Genomic DNA, 26,428 nt, shown 5'->3' with positions numbered 1-26,428 from the left:
CGACCGGCTCGCTAGGCGGTCGTGAGCAATGCGCGCCTGAGGCCCCGATCTCGGGCGCCGACGTGCATGATGGAGATATCCGGTGCGCGCCGCTTTGCTGCGTTTGGTCGGCAAAGCGAGAGGACCCTCGATGACGGTTGTCGATGTCGACGTCCGCGGAAGCGACTTCGCCGGCTTGTGCCGGCAAGTGCGCGCCACTGGACTGCTGGACCGGCGCTACGGGTATTACGCAGCTCGGGTTGGCCTGCTGCTGGCCGCGCTGGCTGCGGAGATCGCCGCCGTCGTCGTGATCGGCGACTCGTGGTACCAGGCGCTGAGCGCCGTGACGCTGGGCCTCGTGTTGACCCAGATCGCGTTCGTCGGGCACGACGCCGGCCACCAGCAGATCTTTCGCCGTCGGCGGCTCAACGACGCGACTGGCGTCGTCGCGGGCAATCTGCTCGTCGGGCTGAGCTACGGGTGGTGGGTTGACGAGCACACCCGGCATCACACCCACCCCAACCACGAGGAACACGACCCGGACATCGCCGAGAGCGTGCTCGCGTTCACCCGCGGGCAGGCGGCGGAGCGGTCCGGCGCGTTGAGATTCATCGCCAAGCACGAGGCGCGGCTGTTCTTCCCGCTGCTGACGCTCGAGGGGTGGAACTTGCACGTCTCGGCGGCGCAGCACCTGCTCGGCGGCCGCGGCGTGCGCTACCCGCGTGCGGAGAAGGCGCTGCTCGCGGTCCACCTGGTGGCGCTCGTCGCGCTGCCCATGCTCGTGATGTCGCCGGTCAAGGCCGTCGTGTTCATCCTGATCAGCCAGGCCGTCTTCGGCGTTTACATGGGCTGCTCATTCGCGCCCAACCACAAGGGCATGCCGACGGTTCGGGAGGGCAACGGCCTGGACTTCCTGCGCCGCCAAGTGCTGACCTCGCGAAACATCCGCGGCGGCCCGTTCGTCGACGTGCTGCTCGGCGGCCTCAACTACCAGATCGAGCACCACCTGTTCCCGAGCATGCCCAGCTCCGCGCTGCGCGCCGCCAAGCCGATAGTCGAGCGCTACTGCGCCGAGATCGGCGTGCTGTACACGGAGACCTCCCTGCTCGAGTCCTACCGCATCGCGCTGCGGCATCTGCATGACGTCGGCACGCCCATTCGCGATGTCCAGGTCGAAGTCCTCGAGCCCGAGGCTGAGCTGGTGTCGGCGGGCCCCGACTCGGGCCGCCGATGAGGGCGAAGCCCCCGATCACCCACCCCGCGCCGAAATACGGCGAGCCGACGTCGATGTTCGGCCCGTGCGAGCGCGAGGACTGCGAGTCCACCGCACGCGCCGAGTGCTCGGTGTGTAAGGGCCACTTCTGCCTCAGCCATGCCAAGCACGACGCGCATCGACCCTCGGCCTGAGACAGGACCTCCGCCACGCCGGCGACGGCACACCGGGTGCCGGCTCGCGCACGACCCCACCACATGCGCGAGCCGGCTCGAGTGAACATACCGGGTGGTTGGTTCGGTTTGATCCTCGGTAGTGTGGCGAACCACAGTGGGGCTGCGGGAGGTGGACCCGGATGCGCGGTGCTCGTGGCTGACCATCGCGGCGGCGCGCCGCGCGCAGTCGTGCCGGACCGTCCACAGGCGCCGTCCCATGCGACATCGGCGTCGGGCCGAGACCTGCAACAGCGGGCGGTGCGCACGCGGGAGAGCGTGCTGCTCAGCGCAGCCGAGGTCTTCTACCGAAAAGGCTATGCAGCGGCAACGCTGAGCGAAATCGCAGCCCGCGCCGAGGTGACCACGGGCGCGCTCTACTTCCACTATCCGTCGAAATCCGCCTTGGCAGACGCCGTCCTCTACGAGCATCACGCGGCGTGGGCCGAGGTCGCGGCGGAGTCGCAGCGCTGGCGACTGAGCGCATTGGCGAAGATCGGCGCACTGATCGACCGGATCGCCGACTCCTACGCGCACTCCATGATCGCGCGCGCCGGCGTTCGCCTCGGCAACGAACACGAGGCCATCGACGCGAAGCTGCCAGAGCCGTCCGTGGGCTGGATCGAGATGATGACGAACCTCGTCCGGGTTGGCCAGCAGGATGGCTCCATCTCGCGCGACGTCGACGCGCCGGCCGCCGCATGGGTCATCGTCGCGTCGTTGTTCGGCGTGCAGGAGGTGTCCGAGCGGCTGAACGCACGCGCCGACCTGATCGAGCGCGTGACCGAGTGGTGGGCGATGCTCGTGCCGAGTTTGCGTGATGGCGCCGGGACCGGCTAGCAGGCGCCGCCATGCCGGACCAACTCCTGCGCCGCCTCCGCCTCTGCAGCGAGGTGCCGACGAAAATTCCCGCGTGGAGGCTCATAGGCCGGCAAATTACAGACTCGACACGCTCGCGGAAACTTCGAGCAAGAAGGCCCAGGTATCGAATTGGTGGTCCTGAGGAGGCAGTTGGCCAGGTCGACGACGAGGACGAGCAGGCTGGGGTACAAGACCTCCGATGCGCTATCAGACCCGCTCCGCGCTACGCGAAACCAGCGAATCGGCGAGTGATTCCAGCGCCTCAGAGACCACGGAATAGTAGGCCCACTTACCGCGCTGTTCGCGGGTAATTAGCCCAGCATCGACAAGCTGCTTCATGTGGTGCGAGACCGTGGGCTGCGCCAGACCGACCGGAGTGGTGAGGTCGCAGATGCATGCCTCGCCGCCTTCGGTTGCGGCGATCATCGACAGCAGGCGAACCCGGGTCGGATCGCCCAGTGCCTTGAACAGACGAGCTAGGCGCTCTGCTGCTTCGACGTCCAGGACGCCGCCTGTCACGGGCGAGCAGCAGGCGTCGAGATCGTTGAGCACTGGGAGCTTGTTTCCGGCCATGCACCCAGTATGTCACTTCCATTGACAAACATCGATGTATCGAACATGATCTATGCATCGAACCCGTCGATCGGGAGTGTTATGACCGAATCAGATGTCAGAGAACGAGTCCGCCAGCGCTACGCCGAAGCCGCTCGCTCCGTAGCCACCACCGGCACCAACCCACTGGCCCTCATCGAGGCCGACTGCTGCTCGGCCAGCTGCGCGCCTGAGGATATTCACGTCGACTCGGCGTTTGGCAGCGTGCTCTACGGCGCCGACGAGCGGGGCGAGCTTCCGGCCGAGGCCGTCGCCGCCAGCCTCGGATGCGGCAACCCCACCGCCGTCGCCGAACTCAACGCCGGCGAGACCGTGCTCGACCTTGGCTCGGGCGGCGGCATCGACGTGCTGCTTTCAGCTCGGCGCGTCGGCCCGACCGGCTTCGCCTATGGGGTGGACATGACCGATGAGATGCTCGCCCTCGCGCAGGCCAACAAGGCCAAGGCCGGCGCGACCAACGTTGCCTTCCTCAAGGGAACGATCGAGGACATCCCTCTCCCCGCCGACTCGATCGACGTCGTCATCTCAAACTGCGTCATCAATCTGTCCACCGACAAGCCCGCGGTGTTGGCCGAGATGTTTCGTGTGCTGCGACCCGGCGGTCGCATCGGCGTGTCTGACGTCGTGGCCGAGGACCACCTCAGCGAGAGAGATCGCGCTGAGCGCGGTTCCTACGTCGGCTGCATCGCCGGCGCGCTATCGGTCAACGAATACCTCGGCGGACTGGCCGCAGTTGGTTTCGCCGACGGCGAGGTCAACTTCACCCACGAGGTCTCCCCCGGCATGCACGGAGCCATCGTGCGGGCAATAAAGCCCGCGGCGTCATCGTGCTGCGCACCGACCGGACAGGCGTCGTGTTGCGAATCCTCAGCAAAGTCAGAGTGCTGCGGCTCTGGCCCGCACCCGGCCGGGACGTGCGGCTGCATGTGAGCGACATCGTTTCCGAAGCTCCGGTCGGCGATGCCAACGCTCCGGTCCTGGCCCGTTTGTCGACTCTCGATCGCTTCCTTCCGCTGTGGATCGTCATCGCGATGGCAGTCGGGATCGGGCTAGGGCGAGCCATTCCATCGCTAGCTCGTGACCTCGACTCAGTAAAGATCGGCTCCATCAGTCTGCCGATAGCGGTCGGCCTGCTGCTGATGATGTATCCCGTGCTGGCGAAGGTCCGCTACCGACAACTCGACCGCGTGACAGGCGACCGCAGGCTGTTGCTCACCTCGCTGTTGCTCAACTGGGTCATCGGCCCGGCGCTCATGTTCGCGCTCGCCTGGTTGTTGCTGCCCGACCTCCCCGCCTATCGCACCGGACTGATCATTGTTGGCCTGGCGCGCTGCATCGCCATGGTGTTGATCTGGAATGACCTGTCGTGCGGCGACCGCGAAGCAGCAGCCGTGCTCGTCGCCATCAACTCGGTCTTCCAGATCGTTGCGTTCGGTCTGTTGGGCTGGTTCTACCTGCGCGTATTGCCCGGCTGGCTTGGACTGTCGCAATCCGACGCGCACTTCTCGCTGTCGACCATCGTCGTGTCCGTACTCGTCTTTCTTGGCATCCCACTAGTCGCCGGCTTCCTCACCCGCAGCATCGGTGAACGCTCCAAGGGAACCGAGTGGTACGAGACCAGGTTCTTGCCCAAGATCGGCCCCATCGCGCTCTACGGCTTGCTGTTCACGATCGTCGTCCTGTTCGCACTGCAAGGCCACACCATCACCGCCCGCCCCTGGGACGTCGCACGAATCGCCGCGCCGCTGCTCGCTTATTTCGCGATCATGTTCGTTGGCAGCTTCGCCCTCGGCCGCAGACTCGGCTTGGGCTACGCCAAGACCGCCACGTTGGCTTTCACTGCTGCGGGAAACAACTTCGAGCTCGCCATCGCGGTCGCGATCGGCGTCTTCGGTGTCACCAGCGGACAGGCCCTCGCCGGTGTCGTCGGCCCCCTCATCGAAGTGCCCGTACTCGTTGCTCTCGTCTACTTCGCACTCTGGCTGCGCCGACGCTTCCCCGTCGATGCATCCTCGCCAATGACTCAAGGATCAATGACATGACTTACAAACCCATCGTGCTGTTCGTCTGTGTCCACAACGCAGGACGCTCGCAGATGGCAGCCGGCTGGCTCAAGCAGCTCGCTGGCGATCGCGTCGAAGTCCGCTCGGCCGGTTCGGAACCCGCCGACCAGGTCAACCCCGTCGCAGTCGCAGCCATGGCCGAAGTCAACATCGACATCGCCGGCGAGCAGCCGAAAATGCTGGCCGTCGATGAGGTATCGCGCGCCGACGTCGTCGTCACCATGGGCTGCGGCGACACCTGCCCGTACTTCCCCGGCAAACGCTACGAGGACTGGGATCTGACCGATCCTGCCGGTCAGCCGATCGAGATCGTGCGCAGCGTCCGCGACGACATAGCCACGCGGGTGCGCGCTTTGGTCACCGAGTTGCTGTCAACGTCTACGAACTGAGATGGCCGACGAATCCGCAGCAGCCGGATCCCGGCAATCACCGGGCCACCGGTCGCGCCTGAGCAATGGATCACCATCTGCCTGTACGGGCCTACTACCCGATGCCGCAAGTATTCGATCATCGGCCCGACGACGCCCAGCCCGGATCGCCCGATGCCCTACGATGACCCGGTGACCAGCCCGGATGACCCGGTGACCAGCCCGGCGGTGCGGCGGGTCGCGATCGTCGGCACGGGGGTGATCGGCGCGAGTTGGGCCGCGCACTTCCTGGCCCACGGCCTCGACGTCATTGCTACCGACCCAGCCCCCGGGTCCGAAGACCGGCTGCGGGCCGACATCCGGTCCCACTGGCCGGTGCTCGAACAGCTCGGTCTGGCCGACGGCGCCTCGCCTGACCGGCTCACCTTCACCGATGACCCGGCGGCCGCCGTCGCCGACGCCGACTACGTCCAGGAAAATGGTCCCGAGCGCGAGGACGTGAAGCGCGCGCTGTTCGCCGTGCTCGATGCGAGCGCTCGCCCCGACGTCGTCCTGGCCAGCAGTTCGTCCGGGCTGTTGCCCAGCGCCATCGCCCGCGGGTGCCCCGAGCACCCGGAACGCGTCGTGGTCGGACACCCGTTCAATCCGCCGCACCTCATCCCGCTGGTCGAGGTCGTGCCGGGCGAGGTGACGTCCGAGGCAGCGATGGACACGGCCATGGCGTTCTACCGGGCCGTGGGCAAACGGCCGATCCAGTTGCGTCAGGAACTGCCCGGCCACATCGGGAACCGGCTCCAGGCGGCGCTGTTTCGCGAGGCGTACTCCCTGGTCGAGCGGGGCGTGGCCAGCGTCGCGGACATCGACACCGCGATCTCCTGCGGGCCCGGTCTGCGGTGGGCCGTGCTAGGCCCGTTCGTCAACCTGCACCTATCCGGCGGGCCGGGCGGGTTGGCCCACGTCCTGGAGCATCTCGGGCCGCCGATGACGGCGTGGTGGGCCGACCTCGGACACCCTGAGCTGACCCCCGAGCTGGCCCGCGCACTGGTCGCCGGCGTCGATGAGGAACTCGCTGACGTGGACCCGGCCGATCTCGTCGCGCAGCGCGATGAGGTGCTCAACACGCTGTTGGCCGCCAAATCCCGCACTACGCTGCCTTGACCAGCGACCGCCCGCCCATTGAGCTCGCGCCGACCCGCTCGCGCTCCTGACCAGAGGTACCTTCGGCGCATCTTCGTGCCCCGTGCGTCCGGCCCGTCAACACGTTCCGGTTGTCGGCCCGGCGGTGGCATCGACCGGCCACTTAGCCCCGATCCGCCGATGATCATGGTTGGTGGGCGCGTCGGAACGTGAGAATGCCCCTGCGTGGCAACAGAATCGGGCTTGCTGAAGGTCCTGTTCTGGTTGCGCACGAAGGGGCATCTCGTAGCTGCGACTCTCGACATTACGGGCGCTCCCTCGGCCCGAGTAAGTCACGTATCAGCGCGAAACTCTGTTGAACTACCGCCTGACGGGTTGACCCGCCCATGCGGTCCTACCCGTCAGCCTGACCGCCGCGAGTCGACGAGTCCGACGGGTCTGCGTTACCACGGCGGAGGAAGTGAAGACCTGCGCACGCGGCAGGCGCTGAGGTCGGCGTTCGGGTCGTCCGCCCGGACAGCCGCAACCAGCAACACGCGGCAGGCGAGCTGGGTGACAGGGCGGCGCGTGCGTCGACCGAGCGCAATGCCAAAGCCGCGGACCAGGTCAGGGGCGGATGAACGGTTCCATCGGCACCAACCCCGCTGTTTTCTGGCGGATCTCGGCCTGGCCGACGCCCGCAACCGGGGTCAACTGGGGGTCAACGGGGTGAAGGCGGTCGGGCTCGACTGTGTGAACCGCCCAGAATCACTGGGCCATTTGTGGAGCTGAGGGGATTCGAACCCCTGACCCCCTCGATGCGAACGAGGTGCGCTACCGGACTGCGCCACAGCCCCTGATCCGGACCGGCCCGAAGGCCGACGATCAGGTTATCAGGGCGCCGGTGTCCGCCAGCTCGTCGTGGCAGCGTCCGGCGACGGTCAGCTGGCCCGGCGCTGCATCGCCTCGACGGGCATGTTCTCGGAGTACAGCCCGGTCAGATCGATGGTGTCCATGCTGTGCAGCTCGAGGTCGTCGTCGTCGATGCGCACGACGGTGTCCGGCAGTTGCTCGAACCGCTCGACTTCCTCGGTGGCGTCGTAGCCGGTGGCACGGCGGTTGACGGCGCGCAGCTGACGGTTCTCCCGCCGCGCGCGGTTGCGCAGGGCTTGGCCGCGCAGGAACCACAGGTAGCCGACGAGGCCGAGCAGGAACAGCCCGGCGAGCCACCACATCGCGCCGCCGACGATCAACCCGGCCAGCGCGAAGACGATCGAGCCCGCGATCAAGATGCCGAGCGAACGCCGGCGGCGGGTGAGCATCTGCGCCCGAGCGTCAGACATCTCGGAACGGTCGGGCGGGTACATCAGCGCCTCCTGGGCGGCGGGCACGGGACGGCGGCCGGGCGCCGCGAGTTTGGCTCGGGTCAGCCGCGGCACGAAGACCTCGGCGCTTTCGGCGTCGGGGGCGCCGGCTCTGCGGCCGAGCGCGCGCATGGCGCGGCCGAAGCCGTCGACCGAGCGCTCGCGCCGCCGTTCGTCGCTGCGGCGAAGCACCATCGGGACGACCACGATGAGCCAGAGGACGACGAGCACGGTGACCGTCATGAACGGCGAGAGCATCGCGTCGCACCTCCAGTCACATCCGTAACACGACGTCAGAGACGGTAGTGACGCGAAGGCCCGTGATTGCGGACTTACGACGGCGTGTCGGCGATGAAGCTCGACCTGAACTTGAGAAAGAGCGTCAGCGCCGCGTGCGCCACTGCGGGTCAGGCGGGAGCGACGCCAACCGGGACACGATGCTGCGCCCGCTCAGCTCCTCGACGGTGATCGCGAACGCGACGTGGTCGCGCCACGCGCCGTCGATGTCGAGGAACCGCTCGTAGAAGCCTTCTCGGCGCAGCCCCAGCTTCTCGACGACCCGCAGGCTCTGCGTGTTCTCCGGCCGGATGTCCACCTCGACGCGGTGCAGGCCGACCGCGCCGAAGCAGTGGTCGATGACGAGCGCCAGCGCGGCAGGCGCGATCCCGCGGCCGGCCATCGCGCCGTCCACCCAGTACCCGACCGTGCACGAGCGCAGCGCGCCGTGAACGACGTTCGACACGTTCATCTGACCGACCAGTCGCCCGCCGTAGCAGATCATGAACGGCAGCATCGCCCCGCGCCGGGCATTCGAACGCAGCGCCGAGTTCAGCGGCGGCCAGGATGTCAGCGAGTTCCGCTCGGACCACCCGTGCGGCGACGACGGCTCCCAAGGCGCCAGCCACCTCTCGTTGCGCAACCGCAGCTCGCTCCAGGCGCGGCCGTCGCGCAGCCGCGGCGGGCGCAGGACGATAGGTCCGACGGAAGGCGAGGCCGGCCAACCAGGCGTGTGCGGCATCGGGAAGGGCGTCAGCGGTTGGCGAGCAGCAATGGGATCACCGTGACCTCGGTGCCTGCGACGACCTCGGTCTCCTCTTCCGGGATCACCACCAGGCAATTGGACAAGGCGAGCGCCGCGACCAGGTGCGAGCCGGCCCCGCCGCTGAAGGACACGCTGTAGCCGCCGCTCGCCTCGCGGTGCAACACGCCGCGGCGGTATTGCCGCAGGCCCCGGGGGCTCTTGGCTCCTTCGAGCGCGACCGCCCGCACCGCCGCGCGTTGCAGGTTGCGCTTGCCAAGCAGCTTTCGGATCGCCGGCCGGACGAACACCTCGAAGGACACCAGGCTGCTGACCGGGTTGCCGGGCAGGCAGAAGATCGGCACCTTGTCGCCGAGATGGCCGAAGCCCTGCGGCTTGCCCGGCTGCATCGCGACGCGGGTGAACTCGACGGTGCCGATCTCGCTCAACGCCTCCTTGACCACGTCGAACGCGCCCATGCTGACGCCGCCGGTGGTCACGAGCACGTCCGCGCGCAGCAGCTGGCTCTCGAGCGCGTCGAGCAGCGCGGCGTGGTCGTCGGCGACGATGCCGATCCGCCGGGCGTCCGCGCCGGAGTCCTTCGCCGCCGAGGCGATCATGTAGGAGTTCGAGTCGATCACCTCGCCGAAGCTCGGCGTGCGGCCGACCTCCACCAGCTCGCTGCCGGTGGACAGGATGATCACCCGCGGCCGCGGCCGGACGAGCACCCGATCGCGGCCGATCGCCGCGAGCAGCGCGATCTGCTGCGGGCCGAGCGCGGCGCCGGCGCCCAACGCAGGCGCGTCCGCGGCGAGGTCCTCGCCGGCTCGACGCAAGAACTCGCCCGTGCGCACCGGCCGGCGGATCGCCACCTTCGCGAGTCCGCGGTCGGTGTCCTCGAGCGGGATCACCGCGTCCGCGCCGGCCGGGATGGGCGCGCCAGTCATGATTCGCATCGCGAGCCCGGGGCCCATCCCCGAGCGAGACTTCGCGCCCGCGGCGACGTCCCCGACCACCTGCAGCGTGACCGGCTCGTCGCCGCTGGCCTCGCGGGTGTCCAGCGCGCGCACGGCATAGCCGTCCATCGCGGAGTTGTCGAAGCTCGGCAGCGGGAAGTGCGACCGGACGTCTTCGGCGAGCAGCAGGCCCTGGGCGTCGAGCAGCGTCAGCTCGATCGGCTCGAGCGAGCCGACGCCGTCGAGCACGATGGCGAGGTGCTCGTCGACCGTCCGCAGACGATCCTGGTCAGCCACCCGATTCCCTTCGGTCGCCGGCCGTGCGGGGCCGCCGGATCAGTCAGACGTCGGGCTCATAGTCCCGCAACCAGGCGCGGAAGTCGGCGCCGATGTCGGGGTGTCGGACCGCGATCTGGACGACGGCCTTGACGTAGTCGAGCCGGTCGCCGGTGTCGTAGCGACGGCCGCGGAAGACCACGCCGTGCACCGGGGTGCCGGCGCGGCACAGCGCGCGCATGGCGTCGGTGATCTGGATTTCGCCCCCGACGCCGGGATCGGTCTCATGCAACGCGGCGAAGATCTCCGGCGGCAGCACGTACCGGCCGATGATCGCGAGCGTGCTCGGCGCCTCCTCGGCTCTCGGCTTCTCGACGAGGTCGGCCAGCTCGACGACGTCCGCGTTCGGGTCGGCGCCGTCGGCGGGCACGACGCAGCCGTACTTGCTGATCTCGACCGGGCCGACGTCGAGCAGCCCGAGCACGATGCCGCCGTGCTCGGCGTACACGTCGAGCATCGGCCCGAGCAGTGAGTCGCGGTCGTCGACGAGGTCGTCCGGCAGCAGGACGGCCAGCGGCTCGCCGGCGGCGAACTCCTCGCCGCAGCCGATCGCGTGTCCGAGGCCGCGCGGGTTCAGTTGGTCGGTGTAGGCGATCCGGGCCAGCTCGCCCGGCCGCCGCACGCTGGCGAGCGCCTTCTTGTCGCCCTTCTTCTTCAGCGCCTCCTCCAGGCCGGGATTGGCCCCGAAGTAGTCGTTGATCGCGCGCTTTTCGGGGCTGACGACGAGCAGCACGTCGGTGATGCCGACCCCGGCCGCCTCGGCGACGACGAGCTCGAGCGCGGGAGTGGTGACCAGCGGCGCGAGCTCCTTCGGCACCGCCTTCGTCAGTGGCAGAAAGCGGGTGCCGCGGCCGGCGGCGGGGATGAGCGCCTTGGTCACCTGGGTCGGCATATGCACGAGACTAGATGGCGGTCGGGTGCGGTCCGCCTGACGGCCTCCGGTCACAATGCGGTCGTGGCGCAGACCAAGGACGAGCTACGGGCACGGCTGCTCGCGGCGCGGCGCGCGCGATCGGCTCCGGCCGTGGCCGCCGAACGGGCCGCGCTCTGCGCGCACGTGCTCGCTCGGGTCGCTGCGCGCGGCGACCGATGTGTGGCGGGCTACGAGCCGTTTCGGACGGAGCCGGGATCGGTGGAGCTGCTGGCTGGCTTGCATCTGGCCGGCGTGCGGGTGTTGGTGCCGGTGACCCTGCCGGACCGCGACCTTGACTGGCGGGTGTGGACGCCGCCGGAGGGAGGTCGCGAGGCGCCTGCGGCGCTGCTCGGACGCGCGGCCGTGTCGGCGGCCGATCTGGTGCTGGCGCCTGCGCTCGCCGTCGCGGCCGACGGCACGCGGCTCGGCCGCGGCGGGGGCTCCTACGACCGTGCGCTCAGGCGGTTGGGACCGGACACGGAGATCGCGGCGCTGGTTTTCGGCGACGAGTTCGTGCCGAGCCTGCCGCACGACCCCTGGGACGTGCCGGTCACCGCTGTCGTGACGCCGACCGGCTGGACGAGAGTCGGCCGGAATACCGGCGTCGGGCTCGGCGATTAGCAGTCGTAAGCTGGGAGTGCTAATCGCGTGGTGGACGGCTCGATCGCCGGCCCGCGCCGAGACTCGAAAGGGTGCCGTATGCCCACGTACCAATACGCCTGCACCAACCCGGAGTGCGGCAACCGGTTCGAGCTCGTCCAGTCCTTCACCGACCCCGCCGCCAGCGAGTGCCCGGTGTGCGGTTCGGCGGTGCGCAAGGTGTTCTCCGCGGTCGGCGTGGTCTTCAAGGGGTCTGGCTTCTACCGCAACGACAGCCGCTCGGAGGCCAAGACCAAGGCCGGGGCCGGCGAGTCGGGCTCGGCCGGGAAAGAGTCCGCCGGTAAAGACTCGGGCAGCAAAGACCCGAGCGGCAAAGACTCGGGCAGCAAGGACTCGGGCAGCAAGGACTCTCCCAGTAAAGACTCGAGCGGCGGCAAGGACTCTGGCGGGAGTTCGGCAAGCAAGCGCGACTCCGGCTCGTCGTCGGGTGGGAGCTCGTCGGGTGGGAGCTCGTCGGGGTCGTCGAACGGGTCCGCCGCCGCGGGCACGAGTTCCAAGACTGCCGGCAAGACCTGACCGCGGGCGGGCGCTGCCGCAAGTCCTGACAGCCGCGCGGCGATGGCCGCGCGCCGTCGTCGATACCCTGCGGCGAGCTTGGCCTGGTGTGTCATCTCGCCGTACGGGGTCTGTCCACACCTTCACTCGCGCCGCGCCCGCCCGGCTGGGTCGCTCGTAGCGTTGCCGTGTGTTGGCCATCCTTCGCACCCGTCTTCCGCGCCTCGGCCGGTGGCCCCGGCTGGCGCTGGTCGGTTGCTGCCTGCTGCTGGCGCTCGACAGCGCGGCGGACGCGCGCACGGCCTCCTCGACGCCGCGGAGCGCATCCGTGCCGGTGCGCCCGGTCGTCATCGCGGCGCGCGATTTGCCGGTCGGGCGCTTGCTGGCCGCGGCCGACGTTCGCGTCGTCCGGTGGCCGAACGTGTTGACGTTTACCGGCGAGCCGAGCCGGCCGGCGCAGGTGGTGGGCCGCCGGCTCGCCACGCCGCTGCGCGCCCGCGAAGCGATCGCCTCGAGCCAGCTGCTCGGCCGCGACCTCACGACCGGGCTCGCGGCCGGTCTAGTCGCCGCAGCAGTGCCGGTGAGCGACCCGCACGTCGTCGACCTCGTCCACCCCGGCGACCGGGTGGACGTGCTCGGCACCGGGCGTCAGCCGGACTCGGCTGACGCCCTCGCCGACCCGGCCGACCCGTCCGCCGCGGCCGGGTCGAGCGGATCGGGCGGGTCGAGCGGGTCGGGCCCGGTCGCCGAACGGCTGCTGGTGCTCGCAGTGCTACCCGGCGCGGATTCCGCGCCGGCCGAAGTGGTCGTCGCCGCCGATCACCGCGCGGCCGTCCTGCTGACCCACGCAGCGGCCGCCGAGTCGCTCGCCGTCGTTGCGGAACCGCCATAGCATCCGCGTCGGGCGAGACACATCGCCCGAGATGCACTTAAGACAGGAGAAGGCGCGTGCTCAAGGGTTTCAGAGAGTTCATCATGCGCGGCAATGTCGTCGAGCTGGCGATCGCGGTCGTCATTGGCACCGCGTTTCAGGCGGTGGTGAGCGGGTTCGTCTCAGCGATCATCACCCCGATCGTGAACGCGGCCGGCGGCAAGAATGTGAACGGCCTCGGCGTCTCGCTCAAGCACACTGCCGGCGTGCCGAAGGGCAGCAGCAGGGACCTGCTGGGCAAGTCGACGTTCATCAACTTCTCGGCGGTCATCAACGCGCTGATCGTCTTCCTGATCACCGCCGCGGTGGTCTACTTCCTGTTCGTCGTCCCGATGAACCGGTTCCAGCAGCGCCGAGCGCTGAAGGCCGCGAAGGGCGAGCCGGACCCGACGCCGAAGCCAGCGGACGTGCAGCTGCTCGAGCAGATCCGCGACTTGCTCGCCCGGCAGGCCGGCACGATGTCGCAGGATGTGCAGAACGGCTGACCTGTCACGTGCCGCGGCGAGTTCGGCCCGGGCATGCCTGATGTCGCTCCGCAGAACCGGCTACCCGTGGTGCGGCGGGCGCTCGCGCCGGTACCAGTCGTCGTCGCGCCGGCTCGGCTCGTCGCCCCAGCCAAGTTCCTGCTCGTCGCGCGACACGTCCGGCAGGACGGGCGGCTCGCCGCCCCGGTCGCGACGCGGCGGCGGGGCGGGAACCGGACCCGCCGCCGTGGTGTCGCCTTCGTCTCCACTCACGGTTACCAGTGTGCAGTCCTTCCGCGCACCGTGTTCGATGGAGGGATTCCATCCGCACCCGAGCGACGGAGTCAGTCATGAGTGAGCCGAATTTCAGTCAGCGCGCCAGCGAGTTCGCAAATCAGGCCGCAGAGGCCGCCGGCCCGGTTCTCGCGCGCGCAAAGGTGGTCGCCGGCGAGCTGGCCGACAAGGCAGGCCCCTACGTCGAGAAAGCCGCCGGGCTCGCCGCCCAGGGCGTGACAGTCGCGGCCGGGCAGCTCGACAAGGCGACCAGCGGCAAGTACTCGGAGAAGATCAACTCGGTCACCGCGAAGATCAGCGGCACGCTCGACCGGGGCAAGTAAGCGCGCTTCCGGTGGCGCCGGCGGGTCAGGGGCAGCCGACCCACTCGTCGGCGCCGTCGCGGAACACCTGCCGCTTCCAGATCGGCAGCCGCGCCTTCACTTCGTCGACGAGCCGGGCGCACTGCTCGAACGCCACGCGGCGATGCGCTGACGCCACGGCCGCGACCAGCGCGACGTCACCGACCTGAAGCCGGCCGACGCGGTGGCTCACCGCCACGGCGAGCACGTCCGGGTGAGCCGCGATCTCGTCGGCGATCTCGCGCAGCGCCCGCTCTGCGCTCGGATGGCCAACGTATTCGAGTTCGGCTACGTCGCGGCCGCGGTCATGGTCACGGACGACACCGCAGAACACCGCGTGTGCGCCGGCGCGGGGCGAATCGATCGCGGCCTCGTGCGCGGCCGGGTCGAGCTGCGCATCCGGCACCACGGCGGCCAGCCGCACAGCGTTGTCAAATTTGGTCATGCGCCCTCCTCCGTCGGGCGATGACAGCGTGCTGGCCACATCGATGACCTCGCAAGCTCGGTCATACTGCCCTCCTCCGTCGGGCAATGACAGCGTGCTGGCCACATCGATGACCTCGCACGCTCGGTCATACCCCGCCGCCCGGGCGATGGTCGCCGCCGGCGAGTTGCTGCACCGCGTGCTGAAGCAGCGGAGTCAACACGTCCATCCCGTCGCGCACGCCTCCTGGGGAACCGGGCAGCGTCACCACCAGGGCGTCACCGACGACGCCGGCGACGCCGCGGGAGAGCACCGAGGTCGGGACGCGGTCGCGGGCTGCGAGGCGTAGCGCTTCGGCGATTCCGGGCACCTCGCGCTCGAGCAGCGGGCGCACCGCCTCGGGCGTGACGTCGGTCGGGGACAGACCAGTACCACCGGTGGTCAGCACCACCCGCGCGCCGGCGTCAAGCGCCTCGCGGACCGCTTGCTGGATCTCGCCGACGTCGTCCGGCACGATCCGCCGAAGCACGACGTCGGCCCCGCCTGCAGTCAGCAGATCGGCGAGCAGCGGCCCACTGTCGTCGGGGCGCTCGCCGCTCGCTGATCGGTTCGAGCAGGTGATCACGGCGGCGTTCACCCGTCCGCCGTCCAGTCGCCGGAGGTGCCGCCGGACTTGCTGATCAGCCGCACGTCGGTGAGCCGCGCCGACCGGTCGACCGCCTTGACCATGTCGTAAAGCGCCAGGCCGGCGGCGACGACCGCGGTCAGCGCCTCCAACTCCACGCCGGTGCGGTCGGCGGTGCGCGTCGTCGCGGTGATCGCGATGTCGCTGTCGCCGACGTCCAGGTCGACGCTCACGCCGTGCAGCGCGACGGGGTGGCACAGCGGCACGAGATCGGGTGTGCGCTTCGCTCCCGCGATGCCGGCGATCCGGGCCACTGCGAGGGCGTCGCCTTTCGGCAGACCGTCGCGGCGCAGCAGGTCGACGACTTCGGCGGTGGTGGCGAACCGGCCAGCCGCCCGGGCCACCCGGACAGTCACGTCCTTGGCCGAGACGTCCACCATGCGCGCCGAGCCCGCGGCGTCGACATGCGTCAATCCGGCCGCCTCGGTCACGAGATCGAGGGTAGCCACCGGCCGTCGCGCGTCACCGATCGCTGCCGACGAGTGCAGAGGCGGCCGTTGAGAGCCAGGCGCCGGCCGTCCGTTTCGGTAACCTCGGCGCTGCGATCCCTGCCCTCGTAGCTCAGGGGATAGAGCGCCGGACTCCTAAGCCGGGCGTCGCCGGTTCGAATCCGGCCGGGGGCACTCCAAATCCCCGTATTTGCTGGCCCGTAAGATCGTTATCTCTACTCAAACAGTAGTAAATGGCCGGTCTAGTCCGCAAAAAGTCCGCAAGAAGTTTCGCCTGCGCTTCGCTGGTGGGTACTTCTGTCGGCGTCTCACGCGACATTGCGCGGCATCAGGGTTCGCAAGGCCGCGGTGAGCGCGTGCTCCGAAAATCGCGCCCTGGACGGCGCGACTGCCGGCGAACGGATCGTCATGCAAAACTACGGAATGGCGGACCCACTCGTGCTGGGCCACGAGCCGCGTACGGGCGGTCAGGTCAGGTTGTGTTCCTAGGCGTAGACGACGATCTGGACTCGGTCGCGTAGCCGGAGTTTGCGCAGGATGTTGCCGACGTGGGACTTGACCGTTGACTCACTCAGGAAGATTCGGTGCCGTCATGGCCTCGAGTGGTGCTTGGCAAGCGGAATACGGGCGGTTGCCGTGAATGCGGGTGGCTTCTTGGTCCCGTTGGGCGCGCTGGCCTTGACCCGAACCCGCCGTTGACGGCCGCTCCTTGGCGGGCAGCCATCGAACAGACGGGGCGGCCCACAGCGTTCACGCCGCAGCGGTGTGGTGCACGGCATCGATGGAGTGCTGCGGCCCGACGCGGTCGCTGCGGGGTTCACAGTCAGCGCTCGTCGCGTCCGGAGCGGGTGCCTGCGACGGAGTTCGTTGACGTCTTCTGCGTGACGTCGGATGTCGAGACCGAGGCGCCTGGCAGGATCGGTGTTGTGCGCACTGTCCCGTGGCGCCTCGGGATGACGTTGATCGGTGCGGGAGTGCTTGCTGGGCTCGTGGCTGCCGGCTTGACTGCCTTGCTACACCTCGTCCAGCACGTGGCGTTTGGCTATTCGCAAGGAACGTTCGAGGCCGGCGTGTTGGGTGCGTCGAAGATCCGGCGGGTGACGGTGCTGAGTGTCTGCGGTGTCGTCGTAGGCGCAGGTTGGTACCTGCTCGGGCGCTACGCCCGGCCGGTGGTTCGCGTGCGAGTGGCCGTGCGCGAACGGATGGCGATGCGGCCGGCTGCCACCATCGCGGAGAGCGTGCTGCAGATCGTCGTGGTTGGGCTGGGCGCTTCGCTCGGTCGCGAGAGTGCCCCGCGCCGGGTGAGCGCGGCGCTCGCTCAACTGCTCGGACAGCGGGTTCGGCTTGCTGACGAGCACGTGCGCGTCGTGATGGCCTGCGCGGCGGGAGCCGGCTTCGGGGCGGTGTACGGGGTGCCGGTAGCGGGAGCACTGTTCACACTCGAAGTGCTGCTGCGTTCGCGCCGACTGGGGCATGTCCTCGCCGCGGTGATGGTCGCGATCGTCGCTGACACGGTGGCGTGGATCGAGGTGCCCCGCGGGCCGTTCTACGACGTCGCGGTCGGGCCATGGTCATGGGCCCTGCTGGTTGGTGCGCTGCTTGCCGGACCGATGGCCGGCGCCGCGGGCCTGGGCTTCGACGCCGCGACCCGGTGGGCAGGCGAGCGCCGGCCGCAGAGTTGGGCGGTCCCGGCAACGGCCGTACCGGTGTTCGCCGCGCTGGGTCTGCTGTCGCTGGCGGCGCCTTCCTTGCTGGGTAACGGGAGGGGACCGGCGCAGCTCGCCTTCGACGGCGGCCGCACGACACTTGTGCTGCTATCACTAGGTCTTGCCAAACCGTTGGTCACTGCCGCCTGTCTGCGGACCGGCGCGACCGGAGGGCTGATCACGCCAGCCATCGCCACTGGTGCGCTGCTAGGCGCCGGACTCGGCGGGTTGTGGCACGACGTGTTCGCATCCTCGGCCGCCTCCGGCGTGGCCGTGGTGGTCGTCGCGGGCGTGCTTGCTGTGACGGTGCGGGCACCCTTCACCGCTGTCGCGCTCGCCTTCGAGCTCACCGGCCCGCCCTGGTGGTTGCTGCTGCCCATCATCTTGACGACCATCGGTGCGTGGATGACCGCTCGCGGCTGGAAGCGGGAAGCATGACCCTCTTGTCGCAACCGGTCCCACCGATGACCACGGTGGTTTGAGCGCGCCGTAACGCCGATGCGTCGATCTCATGCCGCTCGCGCCGACGCGTGCAGAATTCGAAGATCAACTCTTCATGCCGGACAGCGGGGCGGCTTTCGACGCTGGGGCCGGCCGACCGGGTCGGGCTGCAGTCCGGGCCGCGCAACAACGAACGGAGTCGGCCGAGCAGTTAGCGCTCAAGTGACGCTCCCATTGAGGATTCCGCGGGTCGCGGCCCAAGGTGGCTTGGCCTGACCCCGCGGACGACGCGGCATCTCGAAACGACTTGACGAACACCGGCGGCACGGAGCAGGTGAACCCGCCGGCCTGCCGTTCGCCAATCTCCTACGCGGCGACCGACGCAGACCAACGACGCCGTGAATCAGACCGACCGGGCTCTGTCTCTAAATAAGTGACAAGCGACGTCGCAACGCTAGGCTGTGTCTCTTAGCAAAGGACATAGCGACATGCCAGATCTGTTTCGTCCGCCCAGCCCAGATCTCGTCGATTCGCAAGTCATCGGCGAGGTCCACGACATTCGCGCCTCCTTGGCCGACGTGCTGCGCATGCCTCGCCGATGGACCGGTGGACTTCGCCGAACCAGCGCCGCGCGCGCGATCCAAGGCTCCAACACCATCGAGGGATACACCGTCTCCACGGAGGACGCCGCCGCCGCCTTCGACGACGAACCGCCGCTGAGTGCCGATGACGCCACCTGGGCCGAGATCCTCGGGTATCGACGCGTCCTGACCTACGTCCTCCACGTCGCGACGTCGTCCGGATTCGTCATCGACGAGAGCGTGCTGCGATCCATGCACTTCATGCTGCTCGAGCATGACCTCGCCAAGTACCCGGGCAGGTATCGCGAGTCGCCGGTGTACGTCCGGGACGCCCGCCGCGACGCCAACGTCTACGAAGGCCCGCCCCCTGAGGATGTTCCTGGCCTCGTGGCCACGTTGTCCCGTGCACTCGCCACGCCCAAAGCCGACGACGATCCGCTCGTCCGTGGCGCAATGGCCCACCTCAACCTGGTGATGATCCACCCGTTCCGCGACGGCAACGGTCGAATGGCACGCGCGCTGCAGACGATGGTGCTGGCCCAGGATCATCTGGTCGAGCCGACGTTTTCGAGCATCGAGGAATGGCTCGGCAGTAACACGCAGGGGTACTACGACGTCCTCGCCGCAGTCGGAAAAGGCAACTGGCAACCCGACAACGACGCCTCGCTGTGGTTGAAGTTCAGCCTCCGCGCGCACCACATGCAGGCGCAGACCCTTCGACGGCGCTTTGCAGACGCCGAACGCCAGTGGGAGCACATCGACACCATCGTCGGCGAGAACGGTCTGCCCGAACGTCTCGGCGCCGCCTTGTTCGACGCGCTGCTCGGTCTGCGCGTGACCCGACCGTCCTACCTCAAACACACCGCACTCGACGAGCGCACCGCCACGCGGGATCTCGTCCGCGCCGCCGACCTCGGGCTGCTGGCCCCCAAGGGCGAACGCCGAGGCCGCCACTACCTGGCAGGCGAGCCGCTGACGGCAATCCGCGAGGAACTCAGGAGCGGTCGCGCGCCGCTGATTGACCCGTATCCCACCCTGGCGGAGGAGATCCGGCGCGCACGCTGACGATCAGGCCGGCAACGTGGTCCGGCTGTCGCCGAGGTCCAATACTGGATTGCCACTTACGCAAACTGAACGAGTGAGTCACGTGCGGACGTCGAAGTTCTTGTCGCTTGTACTGCGGCATCACCCGACACAACCGGGGTCGCTCTCGATCCCGCTGGATGGATCGGCATCGATGATCTTCTCCGCGCACTGGCCAATTATTTGCGCCGGGCCGTTTATCTATGTGATCAGCCGGACGGGGCGATTCATCTCCGTCAACCCTCCGCCGTTAGCTGGCGGCCGCCGCGACCTGCCTGCCGATCGCCGCGACTTGGCGGACTTTCATCCGAACGTGAAGGAGGACCAGTGCGCCCCCGCGTCTGTCGTGGTCCAGATCCGTCGGCCGCCGTCGGTGACAGCCCGGCCGGTCGTCGCGTTCTCGAAGCCGATCCAGGACGGTGAGGTCGGGCCATCCTGGACTTTGTGGAAGCTCTGGCCCGAGTCGGTGCTGCGATAGAGCGCATCCGTGTTGACCAGCAGCCGGCCGCTGGACGCGGCGGCCACCAGCTGCGGCATTTTCCCGGGTAGCTGGTGATCGACGAACGACGCCCCACGATTCGTCGACACCGCTACCGACGAGGTCAGTTTCATTCGATCTAGGCAGGTGACGGCGACCGTGCCGTCGCCGGCTGTCGTCAGGTCCTGCGCGACGATCTCGTCGCCGGCGGCGACGCGCGGGCATGGATCGTCGTGCGCCGACCAATGCGCGCCGTCGTCGTGCGACTCGAACAACGTCGCCCGGGCGCTGGCCCCGCCGGCCGCGTTTCCGCCGTCGAGGAGGAAGGCATCGTCGCCGGTGCGAGACAGGTCGGCGAAGACGCCGCGGCCTCCGGGTGGAAGCGTGACGTCGGTCCACGCCGACGATCCAAGCTTCGCCACTTGGACGGCGTACGCGCATCCGGGGGGACAGCCGCCCTGGCCGACCACCCGGATGACGTTGTTCTTCAACGTCTCGAGGGCGTCCGCGCCGCCGGCCTGTCGCGTCCAGTCCGCGCCGCCATCGGTCGTGACGAACAGCGCCGATCGTCCGTAGACGTAGCCGATGTCTTCGGTCGCGAAGCGGATGTGGCTGACGCACCGGCGCTGGCACGAACCGCTCTCGATGTTGAACGGGGTGTCGAAGCCGGAACCGTCCGCGGTCGTGTCGGTCCAATGCACGCCGTCGCCGGTCCGCACGATGGCCGAGCACGTGCCCGCCTTGCGCACGCACTTGGCCGTACCGAGGGCGTACCCCTGATTGGCCCCGACGAACGTGAGGTCGACGGCCCTGAATTCGTGCAAGCCGACGGTGTTCACAGGAACCGCGTGATCGGTGGTCGTCCCCGACGTCGGGTTCGGGGTCGGGGTGGACGAGCCACTGTTTGGCACGTGGTGCGAGACCGTCGGGCTGTTCCCCGGGCGGTTGGCCTGACGGGTCAGGTCGCCGGTCGCGGCAAGCCCGAGCACGACGGCGGCCACGCCGCCGGCGGCCAGCACGGGCAGTGCCCAGGTCCGCCAGCGAAAGGGCGCCCGCCGCGGCGGCGACCCAGCGGCGTGCCGGATCACCTGCTCGGCCAACAGGTCGGCTCGGGGCGCGTTGCGCGCGTTGCGTTCGAGCGAGACCCGCAGGGCCTCTTCGGCGCGGGCGCGCGCGGCGTCTCGTCCGTCGTCGGTCATGAGGTCCTCCCCCCGTCGGTGCTCACGGTCTGACGCAAGGTCGCCAGACCGCGGCTGACCAGGCTTCGGACGGTCCGGGGCCGGCAGCCGAGGGCGTCGGCGATCTGGGCTTCGTCGAAGCCCTGGTAGTACCGCAGAACCAGGGCCGCTCGCTGACGGTGGCCCAGCGTCTGCAGCAACGCCCACACCTCGTCGCGGTCGACCAGGTCGTCCTCGTCGCTGCGCTCCCCCGGCCGCTCCGGGACCGAGTCGGTGACGATGTCCCTGCTCGAGGCGCGGCGCCGCTGGTTGAGGAACCCGTTGGTCAACGATCGCCGCACGTAAGCGAGGGGCACGTCGGCGCTCTCCACCCTCCCCCACTTGGGGTAGAGCCGCACGAGCGTGTCCTGGACCAGTTCCTCTGCCCCGTGCGAGGAACCGGTGAGCAGATATGCCGTGCGCACGAGGGCCTCGGTGTTCGCCCGGACGAAGTCGGCGAACCGCGTCTCGGCGCTCACCTCCGTGGCCCGCTCAGCACGCCGATCGGCACCCCGCCCAGGCCCCATCAACACCTCCACGCCCTGAAGACACCGCTCCAGGCTGATCTGCTGCAATTCGCCTTCGAGCTGCAGATGGCGGGTGTTGCCTAGGACGTGGCGGTCCGCACCGAGCTTGCGTCGAAGTTTCCCCTGCAGGTGATCAGGCCCCCGGCGCCGGGTGGACGCGCGTCTGCCGTCGCACGACCGTTGGCCACGGAAAGCGTGGCCGAGCCGAGAACGACGCGCCAGCTCGTCGGGACGACCCAGTGCGGGTTGCACAGGGGGCCGTTCGTGTCGTCCCGGTACTCAGCCACGAGCGACAGCGATGCGACGAGCTGGTTCGCGGCAAGTGAGCGGCCAGGCGCCGCGGCCGCCGCGTGGGGCGAGAGCTCCAGGTCGCCCGCGACCGCGATCCTGAGGTCGTTTGTGACCGGGTGCCCAGCGCCGAGGCCGGTGACCACCGCTGGCCCGTCCAGCTCGCACCAGAATGCCGAGCTATTGCGGAGCAGGATCGTGCCGGCGTCGTTGCCAGCACCGGCGCCCCCGGGTAAGTACTGGATCGCCAGCTGCCCGGCTCGGCAGGGTGGCGAGCGGTGTACCGCTGCGATGACCTCGAGCTGATGGCCCAGCGTCGGCGACTGCAGCAGCACGGTCCCCGCCGCGGACCCGTCGATCAATTCCCCGTCGAGAAAGACGGTGTCACCGGCCTGTCGGGCCAGGCTGACAGCCCGCCTCAGCGATTCGCCCATGACATCCGGCGCGAGCCCTCCGTCAGAGGGATCGGCTGCTCCTCGCAGATAGCCGGCGATCAACGTGGGCAGCACATAGCCGCGGTCGTGAATGTAGGCGACGGTGGAACACCTGTTCGACTCCACCACATCGACCGGGCCAGCCGGGTAGCTGAAGCGGGTCAGGCTTGTCGGAGCGGTCGGAGCACAGCGTTTGGCGACCGCCTCGGTGGCAGTGACGCCTTCATCGATGAGCCGGGCGAGCACGACGGCAACCGATGCCGGCAACTCTGTTCCCCGGCCGAGCGCGGCGCGCTTGTTCGCTGGCTCATTGGTGAGACACGCCAAGGCCGCCGTGGGATTGGCTGGCAACGGTGTGCGTGGGCCGCCGGCCTGCGGCTTCACCAGCGGTGTCGTGACAGGGCATCCAAACGCCGCCGGCTTGGCGGCGCTCGCCGACGTCGACGTCTGTCGTGCAGGCAGCCCGCTCGCGGAATGCTTGACCTGCCGCGGACTCGAAGCACAGCTGCTCAAGGCCGCTCCAGCCACGACAGCAAGCGCAACGACCGAGAGACCGCGCTTGGGCATCCGCACACTGAGAATGACAGCTCGAAGGGCTCACCTGTTGCGCGATGACCCGTACAGCCTCGACGACGTCCTGGCCACGAGTCTGCACCCCGGCTCCCCTTCCATGACGCTGACCGGGCGCGATCATCGCGAAAGCGCTCGCGATCGCTAGTTCTGAGCTCCTGGTTGCTGTCGGACAGGCCCATCAGCCGCTAATCTCAAGCGGAGGTTGAGGCTGGTGTGGCGATTGGGGTTGTTGTGGCGGACGGTAGCTCGATCGAGTGGACCGAAGCGACATGGAACCCCACGACCGGCTGCGATCGGATAAGCACTGGCTGCGACCACTGCTACGCATTGTGACGCTGGCGAAGCGCCTGAAGGCGATGGGCGCCGAGAAGTATCAGAACGACGGCGATCCGCGTACCAGCGGACCGGGGTTCGGCGTCACCGTTCATGCTGCGTCGTTGCGGATCCCGCACCGGTGGCGATCGTCGCGGCTGGTGTTCGTGGACAGCATGAGCGACCTGTTCCACGCGAAGGTGCCGACCGAGTTCGTTCAGCAAGTCTTCGGGGTCATGGCCGACACTCCACGGCACACTTACCAGGTGCTGACCAAGCGTCCGCATCGGCTGGCCCGGATCGCCTCGGAGCTGACGTTTCCCGACAACGTGTGGATCGGCACGTCGGTGGAGAACGCCGATTTGCTCGACCGCATCGATGCCCTGCGTGAGGTGCCGGCGGCGGTGCGGTTCCCGTCCTGCGAGCCGTTGCTGGGTTCGCTGCGGGGGATCGATCTGGACGGGATCGGGTGGGTGATCGCTGGCGGCGAGTCCGGCCCGAACCATCGCCCGATCCAACCCGAGTGGGTCAGCGAGCTCCGCGACGCCTGCGAGACGCGGGCGGTGCCATTCTTTTTCAAGCAGTGGGGCGGACGCACCCCGAAGGCCGGCGGGCGGGTGCTTGACGGCCAGGTGCATGACGCGATGCCGGCCCGGCGGCTCGCGACGGCCTGAGGGCGTCACGAAATTGGCCAGCTATCGGGTGGCCGGTGTGGCAGCGACTTAGACGAAGGTGGACCGGGTGATGGCGTTGCTGTCGCCGATGACTTCGATGGTGTCGTGGTTGCGGAGTTCGCGCAGTGCGGGGATGAGTGCTCCTCGCGGTAGACGGTCTCGAAGAGAGCGAACTGGCGAAGATCTTCAACGCGCACCGCACCGCACCGGCGCGGCGGGGGATAGGGGATAGCAAGGGTCGAAACGCCCCGCAGATTCGCCGTGTGGTCACGGCGCGTCGGCGGCGTTGGTGCGCCGTCGTCCGTGGCCGACGGCGAGCACCCCGCAGCCCGGGCAGCCGGTCGTGTCGACGCCGGTCTCCGCGGTGATCACCAACCCGCGGTGATCTCTCCGCACGTCGAGCACGTGCATACCCGTCGCTGTTGAACATCGCATCGGCACGGGCGCACCAGCGCGCACCCGGACCGCACCTATCGTGGTCCACGTCGGGGTCTTCTTCGTTCGAGTTGCTTGGTCGCTCTCGATCGTGAACACCCCGACCCTCACTTCCCGGCTACGCCGCGCCGCCATTCAAGATCGACACCCGACCGCTCAACCATGCTCAGCGACGAAGAGCCGGCAATACGGTGTAACGGGGAAGAAGACGCGCGTTGGTACGGCGAGTGCCTGAAGGGCTACTCGCCGCAAAGCACACGCGATTTTCTGGCCAGGCGGTGTACGTCCCCTCGCCAAATCAATATGGTTTGCCTTCGTGGGCGTCTTGGTGAAGGAAGTGCCCTGCCGGTCGCCCTCAACGACTCTTGGAAGGCGGGTCAACGGGACCGCGCATATAGGTTAGCGACCCAACATTTTTACGAGTGAACGTCAGCGCACGAGGTGAAGCATGCCAAGCAACTGTGCCCGACAGAATTAGCGCGACTTTCCGGCCTTCACTGATAGTTCCACGACGCATTGAGTCATTCGGCAGAGAAGGGCACGTATGATTAACGACTTTTGCTTTGAAGACGGCGCTCGCCTGATAGAAGTGCGCCTGGCCGACGAGAGAATCACAAGCGTCTAAGTCGGAGCGGAACGACCCATCCACCCGAAGCACGAAAGGGTGGGACCCTACGACCGAGTGCCCCGAAACGCTGCTAAGTGCCCAATCCACGTTGATGAGGGTACCAATGCTGGGTTTACTCGTTGACGAAGCGCGCGTGGAATGTCCGTATCCCATAGTTGCGGTTACAGAAACAACAAGGATAATGACGACAACTGCGCCCACCGTTGCAAAGACTCGCTTACTGCGTAGCCGCACATCCATGCTCTCTGTATCGAAGGTGCGACGAGTCGTGCCTACTGAAGCCATGACGTCGATAGAAGCCTTCCATTTCTGAGCATCAACAGCAATCAGATCGTCGAGATCCGACTCACTCGGCAACATATATCGCTCCCAATCTGGTTCGCAACGCCTTGCGTGCGTCATGCAATGTCGACCTTACAGTCCCTACCGAACAGCCCATAAGAACCGCAATTTCCGCGTATTCAAGATCAACGTAGTGACGTAGAATAATTGCGGTCCGCTGCCGTCGCGGCAATGTCGCAATTACGGCTCGCACATCAGTTGTAACTTCGTTCGGTTCTTCGAACGACGGGGACGAGAGGCGAAGGTCGTACGCAACAGGCTCGCGAAGCCGTCGCCATCTTGCGCGAGCTTCACCAGCTACGAACGACATGAGCCAGACACGCGTCGAGCCCCGGTCCGGGTCGAATGTGGATCTCCGTCGCCAGGCTCTCGCCAGTGCATCCTGGACGACGTCGTCCGCGTCTTGACCGGCTCCCCGCGACGCAGCGAACCTTCGCATCGCTGGCACGTGGACGAGGACGGCATCCTCGAATTCCCGACTATCCAACACTAGCCACCGCTGACCCCTCGTAGCTTGCCCACCGGACTGCCCATGCCCTACATATAGGGCCGCCCGGTCCGAAAAGTTGGGTCCAGTGTGCAACCTCTGGGCCAACCGACCGAGCGAGCGGGACTGTCCGACTAACGGCACCTCTCTGTGTCAAGCGGCTGGGGACAGAGAGGTGCCGTTAACGCGATAGACCCGAGCGAGCGGACCCCGTGCCGGCGAAGTCCCACGTCCCGGACTGGTGATTGTCGTGCGCTCGACGCTGATGACTCAAGGGGCCACGGTGAATCCTTGCCCGACCCGCTTATTCCGGGCGCGGGCGCGCGGCGCAAGTGGTTTGACGTCTGTCTGATGGGGGGTTTAACGCCGCGAGCGGGGCCGCCCGTTGTGGGTGGCTCCGCTCGCTTCCCCGGGTGGCGGTGTGGGTTTAGCGGTGGCCGAAGTCGGTGGTGAGCCAGACTTTGTGGT

At 68.2% G+C, this 26,428-nt stretch carries 27 protein-coding genes, 2 tRNA genes and 2 pseudogenes; 15 read left to right on the top strand and 16 right to left on the bottom strand.

Features of this window, described 5'->3' with window-relative positions:
- Positions 1-130: 130 nt before the first annotated feature.
- The gene (locus ACFFBG_RS17330; protein WP_375480805.1) at positions 131-1,213 is read left to right on the top strand and encodes a fatty acid desaturase family protein; all 1,083 of its coding nucleotides are present in this window, start codon (positions 131-133) and stop codon (positions 1,211-1,213) included.
- A gap of 236 nt (positions 1,214-1,449) precedes the next feature.
- A complete protein-coding gene (locus tag ACFFBG_RS17325) occupies positions 1,450-2,244 on the top strand; it encodes a ScbR family autoregulator-binding transcription factor (RefSeq protein ID WP_375480804.1) in 795 nt (264 codons plus the stop codon).
- 228 nt (positions 2,245-2,472) lie between these two features.
- Here the strand turns inward: ACFFBG_RS17325 and ACFFBG_RS17320 are convergent, their stop codons facing one another.
- Positions 2,473-2,838 (bottom strand): ArsR/SmtB family transcription factor, encoded by a 366-nt coding sequence (locus ACFFBG_RS17320; protein ID WP_375480803.1) that lies wholly within the window; start codon positions 2,836-2,838, stop codon positions 2,473-2,475.
- A gap of 81 nt (positions 2,839-2,919) precedes the next feature.
- On the opposite strand from ACFFBG_RS17320, the gene arsM reads away from it, so the two are divergent.
- The 4 genes from arsM to ACFFBG_RS17300 all read left to right on the top strand — a co-directional run bounded on the left by arsM (position 2,920) and on the right by ACFFBG_RS17300 (position 6,466).
- Positions 2,920-3,807 (top strand): arsenite methyltransferase, encoded by an 888-nt coding sequence (gene arsM / locus ACFFBG_RS17315; protein ID WP_375480821.1) that lies wholly within the window; start codon positions 2,920-2,922, stop codon positions 3,805-3,807.
- Positions 3,804-4,919 (top strand): ACR3 family arsenite efflux transporter, encoded by a 1,116-nt coding sequence (gene arsB, locus ACFFBG_RS17310; RefSeq protein WP_375480820.1) that lies wholly within the window; start codon positions 3,804-3,806, stop codon positions 4,917-4,919. The genes arsM and arsB overlap by 4 nt, the downstream gene beginning before the upstream one ends.
- Entirely contained in the window at positions 4,916-5,329 is a 414-nt protein-coding gene (locus ACFFBG_RS17305) for an arsenate reductase ArsC (protein ID WP_375480802.1), read from the top strand. Before arsB ends, ACFFBG_RS17305 begins: the two co-directional genes overlap by 4 nt.
- Before the next feature lie 171 nt (positions 5,330-5,500).
- Complete coding sequence (locus tag ACFFBG_RS17300; protein WP_375480801.1) at positions 5,501-6,466, top strand: 3-hydroxyacyl-CoA dehydrogenase NAD-binding domain-containing protein; 966 nt, start codon at positions 5,501-5,503, stop codon at positions 6,464-6,466.
- A gap of 741 nt (positions 6,467-7,207) precedes the next feature.
- Here the strand turns inward: ACFFBG_RS17300 and ACFFBG_RS17295 are convergent.
- The 5 genes from ACFFBG_RS17295 to ACFFBG_RS17275 all read right to left on the bottom strand — a co-directional run bounded on the left by ACFFBG_RS17295 (position 7,208) and on the right by ACFFBG_RS17275 (position 10,990).
- Positions 7,208-7,281 (bottom strand) — tRNA-Ala (locus tag ACFFBG_RS17295).
- An 84-nt stretch (positions 7,282-7,365) separates the two neighbouring features.
- Complete coding sequence (locus tag ACFFBG_RS17290; RefSeq protein ID WP_375480800.1) at positions 7,366-8,046, bottom strand: hypothetical protein; 681 nt, start codon at positions 8,044-8,046, stop codon at positions 7,366-7,368.
- 124 nt (positions 8,047-8,170) lie between these two features.
- Positions 8,171-8,806 carry a GNAT family N-acetyltransferase gene (locus ACFFBG_RS17285; RefSeq protein ID WP_375480799.1) on the bottom strand — a complete coding sequence of 212 codons (636 nt, stop codon included), beginning with the start codon at positions 8,804-8,806 and terminating at the stop codon, positions 8,171-8,173.
- Between the two features lie 11 nt (positions 8,807-8,817).
- The gene (glp, locus tag ACFFBG_RS17280) at positions 8,818-10,059 is read right to left on the bottom strand and encodes a gephyrin-like molybdotransferase Glp (RefSeq protein ID WP_375480798.1); all 1,242 of its coding nucleotides are present in this window, start codon (positions 10,057-10,059) and stop codon (positions 8,818-8,820) included.
- A 43-nt stretch (positions 10,060-10,102) separates the two neighbouring features.
- On the bottom strand, positions 10,103-10,990 hold the full coding sequence (locus tag ACFFBG_RS17275) for a UTP--glucose-1-phosphate uridylyltransferase (RefSeq protein ID WP_375480797.1): 888 nt from the start codon (positions 10,988-10,990) through the stop codon (positions 10,103-10,105).
- Between the two features lie 63 nt (positions 10,991-11,053).
- Between ACFFBG_RS17275 and ACFFBG_RS17270 the strand changes: the two genes are divergently transcribed.
- The 4 genes from ACFFBG_RS17270 (at position 11,054) to mscL (ending at position 13,582) form a co-directional block, all read left to right on the top strand.
- Complete coding sequence (locus ACFFBG_RS17270) at positions 11,054-11,632, top strand: 5-formyltetrahydrofolate cyclo-ligase (protein WP_375480796.1); 579 nt, start codon at positions 11,054-11,056, stop codon at positions 11,630-11,632.
- 78 nt (positions 11,633-11,710) lie between these two features.
- Positions 11,711-12,187: an FmdB family zinc ribbon protein gene (locus tag ACFFBG_RS17265; RefSeq protein ID WP_375480795.1), complete on the top strand. Its 477-nt coding sequence runs from the start codon at positions 11,711-11,713 to the stop codon at positions 12,185-12,187.
- Positions 12,188-12,356: 169 nt separating this feature from the next.
- Positions 12,357-13,058: a Flp pilus assembly protein CpaB gene (gene cpaB / locus ACFFBG_RS17260; RefSeq protein ID WP_375480794.1), complete on the top strand. Its 702-nt coding sequence runs from the start codon at positions 12,357-12,359 to the stop codon at positions 13,056-13,058.
- Between the two features lie 56 nt (positions 13,059-13,114).
- The gene (mscL, locus tag ACFFBG_RS17255; protein WP_375480793.1) at positions 13,115-13,582 is read left to right on the top strand and encodes a large conductance mechanosensitive channel protein MscL; all 468 of its coding nucleotides are present in this window, start codon (positions 13,115-13,117) and stop codon (positions 13,580-13,582) included.
- Positions 13,583-13,642: 60 nt separating this feature from the next.
- Here mscL and ACFFBG_RS17250 read toward each other — a convergent pair whose 3' ends face one another.
- Complete coding sequence (locus ACFFBG_RS17250; protein WP_375480792.1) at positions 13,643-13,834, bottom strand: hypothetical protein; 192 nt, start codon at positions 13,832-13,834, stop codon at positions 13,643-13,645.
- 77 nt (positions 13,835-13,911) lie between these two features.
- Here ACFFBG_RS17250 and ACFFBG_RS17245 point away from each other — a divergent pair, with 77 nt between their 5' ends.
- Complete coding sequence (locus ACFFBG_RS17245) at positions 13,912-14,178, top strand: antitoxin (RefSeq protein ID WP_375480791.1); 267 nt, start codon at positions 13,912-13,914, stop codon at positions 14,176-14,178.
- Between the two features lie 25 nt (positions 14,179-14,203).
- On the opposite strand, the gene ACFFBG_RS17240 is transcribed toward ACFFBG_RS17245, so the two are convergent.
- The 3 genes from ACFFBG_RS17240 to moaC form a co-directional block, all read right to left on the bottom strand.
- A complete protein-coding gene (locus tag ACFFBG_RS17240) occupies positions 14,204-14,641 on the bottom strand; it encodes a molybdenum cofactor biosynthesis protein MoaE (RefSeq protein ID WP_375480819.1) in 438 nt (145 codons plus the stop codon).
- Positions 14,642-14,768: 127 nt separating this feature from the next.
- Positions 14,769-15,257: a molybdenum cofactor biosynthesis protein B gene (locus ACFFBG_RS17235; RefSeq protein ID WP_375480790.1), complete on the bottom strand. Its 489-nt coding sequence runs from the start codon at positions 15,255-15,257 to the stop codon at positions 14,769-14,771.
- On the bottom strand, positions 15,254-15,736 hold the full coding sequence (gene moaC, locus ACFFBG_RS17230; protein WP_375480789.1) for a cyclic pyranopterin monophosphate synthase MoaC: 483 nt from the start codon (positions 15,734-15,736) through the stop codon (positions 15,254-15,256). The genes ACFFBG_RS17235 and moaC overlap by 4 nt, the downstream gene beginning before the upstream one ends.
- A 119-nt stretch (positions 15,737-15,855) precedes the next feature.
- Here moaC and ACFFBG_RS17225 point away from each other — a divergent pair.
- Positions 15,856-15,928: transfer RNA gene (locus ACFFBG_RS17225), tRNA-Arg, on the top strand.
- 311 nt (positions 15,929-16,239) lie between these two features.
- Here the strand turns inward: ACFFBG_RS17225 and ACFFBG_RS17220 are convergent.
- Positions 16,240-16,341, bottom strand: a pseudogene (locus ACFFBG_RS17220) (LuxR C-terminal-related transcriptional regulator); the annotation flags it as partial.
- A 294-nt stretch (positions 16,342-16,635) separates the two neighbouring features.
- Between ACFFBG_RS17220 and ACFFBG_RS17215 the strand changes: the two are divergent.
- The gene (locus ACFFBG_RS17215; RefSeq protein WP_375480788.1) at positions 16,636-17,898 is read left to right on the top strand and encodes a chloride channel protein; all 1,263 of its coding nucleotides are present in this window, start codon (positions 16,636-16,638) and stop codon (positions 17,896-17,898) included.
- 581 nt (positions 17,899-18,479) lie between these two features.
- Positions 18,480-19,547, top strand: coding sequence for a Fic family protein (locus tag ACFFBG_RS17210; protein ID WP_375480818.1), 1,068 nt, complete (start codon positions 18,480-18,482; stop codon positions 19,545-19,547).
- Positions 19,548-19,868: 321 nt separating this feature from the next.
- On the opposite strand, the gene ACFFBG_RS17205 is transcribed toward ACFFBG_RS17210, so the two are convergent.
- The 3 genes from ACFFBG_RS17205 to ACFFBG_RS17195 form a co-directional block, all read right to left on the bottom strand.
- The gene (locus tag ACFFBG_RS17205; protein ID WP_375480787.1) at positions 19,869-21,242 is read right to left on the bottom strand and encodes a WD40/YVTN/BNR-like repeat-containing protein; all 1,374 of its coding nucleotides are present in this window, start codon (positions 21,240-21,242) and stop codon (positions 19,869-19,871) included.
- Positions 21,239-21,739 carry a SigE family RNA polymerase sigma factor gene (locus tag ACFFBG_RS17200; RefSeq protein WP_375480786.1) on the bottom strand — a complete coding sequence of 167 codons (501 nt, stop codon included), beginning with the start codon at positions 21,737-21,739 and terminating at the stop codon, positions 21,239-21,241. The genes ACFFBG_RS17205 and ACFFBG_RS17200 overlap by 4 nt, the downstream gene beginning before the upstream one ends.
- A gap of 128 nt (positions 21,740-21,867) precedes the next feature.
- Entirely contained in the window at positions 21,868-22,893 is a 1,026-nt protein-coding gene (locus tag ACFFBG_RS17195; RefSeq protein WP_375480785.1) for a PASTA domain-containing protein, read from the bottom strand.
- Positions 22,894-23,313: 420 nt separating this feature from the next.
- Here ACFFBG_RS17195 and ACFFBG_RS17190 point away from each other — a divergent pair.
- Positions 23,314-24,068 (top strand): annotated as a pseudogene (locus ACFFBG_RS17190) (DUF5131 family protein).
- 267 nt (positions 24,069-24,335) lie between these two features.
- On the opposite strand, the gene ACFFBG_RS17185 reads toward ACFFBG_RS17190, so the two are convergent.
- Both ACFFBG_RS17185 and ACFFBG_RS17180 read right to left on the bottom strand, forming a co-directional pair.
- Complete coding sequence (locus ACFFBG_RS17185) at positions 24,336-24,479, bottom strand: hypothetical protein (RefSeq protein WP_375480784.1); 144 nt, start codon at positions 24,477-24,479, stop codon at positions 24,336-24,338.
- A gap of 998 nt (positions 24,480-25,477) precedes the next feature.
- A complete protein-coding gene (locus ACFFBG_RS17180) occupies positions 25,478-25,963 on the bottom strand; it encodes an RNA polymerase sigma factor (protein WP_375480783.1) in 486 nt (161 codons plus the stop codon).
- Positions 25,964-26,428: the final 465 nt, after the last annotated feature.

Source organism: uncultured Jatrophihabitans sp., assembly GCF_964251945.1.
Lineage (GTDB): Bacteria > Actinomycetota > Actinomycetes > Mycobacteriales > Jatrophihabitantaceae > Jatrophihabitans.
The sequence above is the reverse complement of the archived record's forward strand: the minus strand, read 5'-3'. Positions and strand labels throughout refer to the sequence as shown.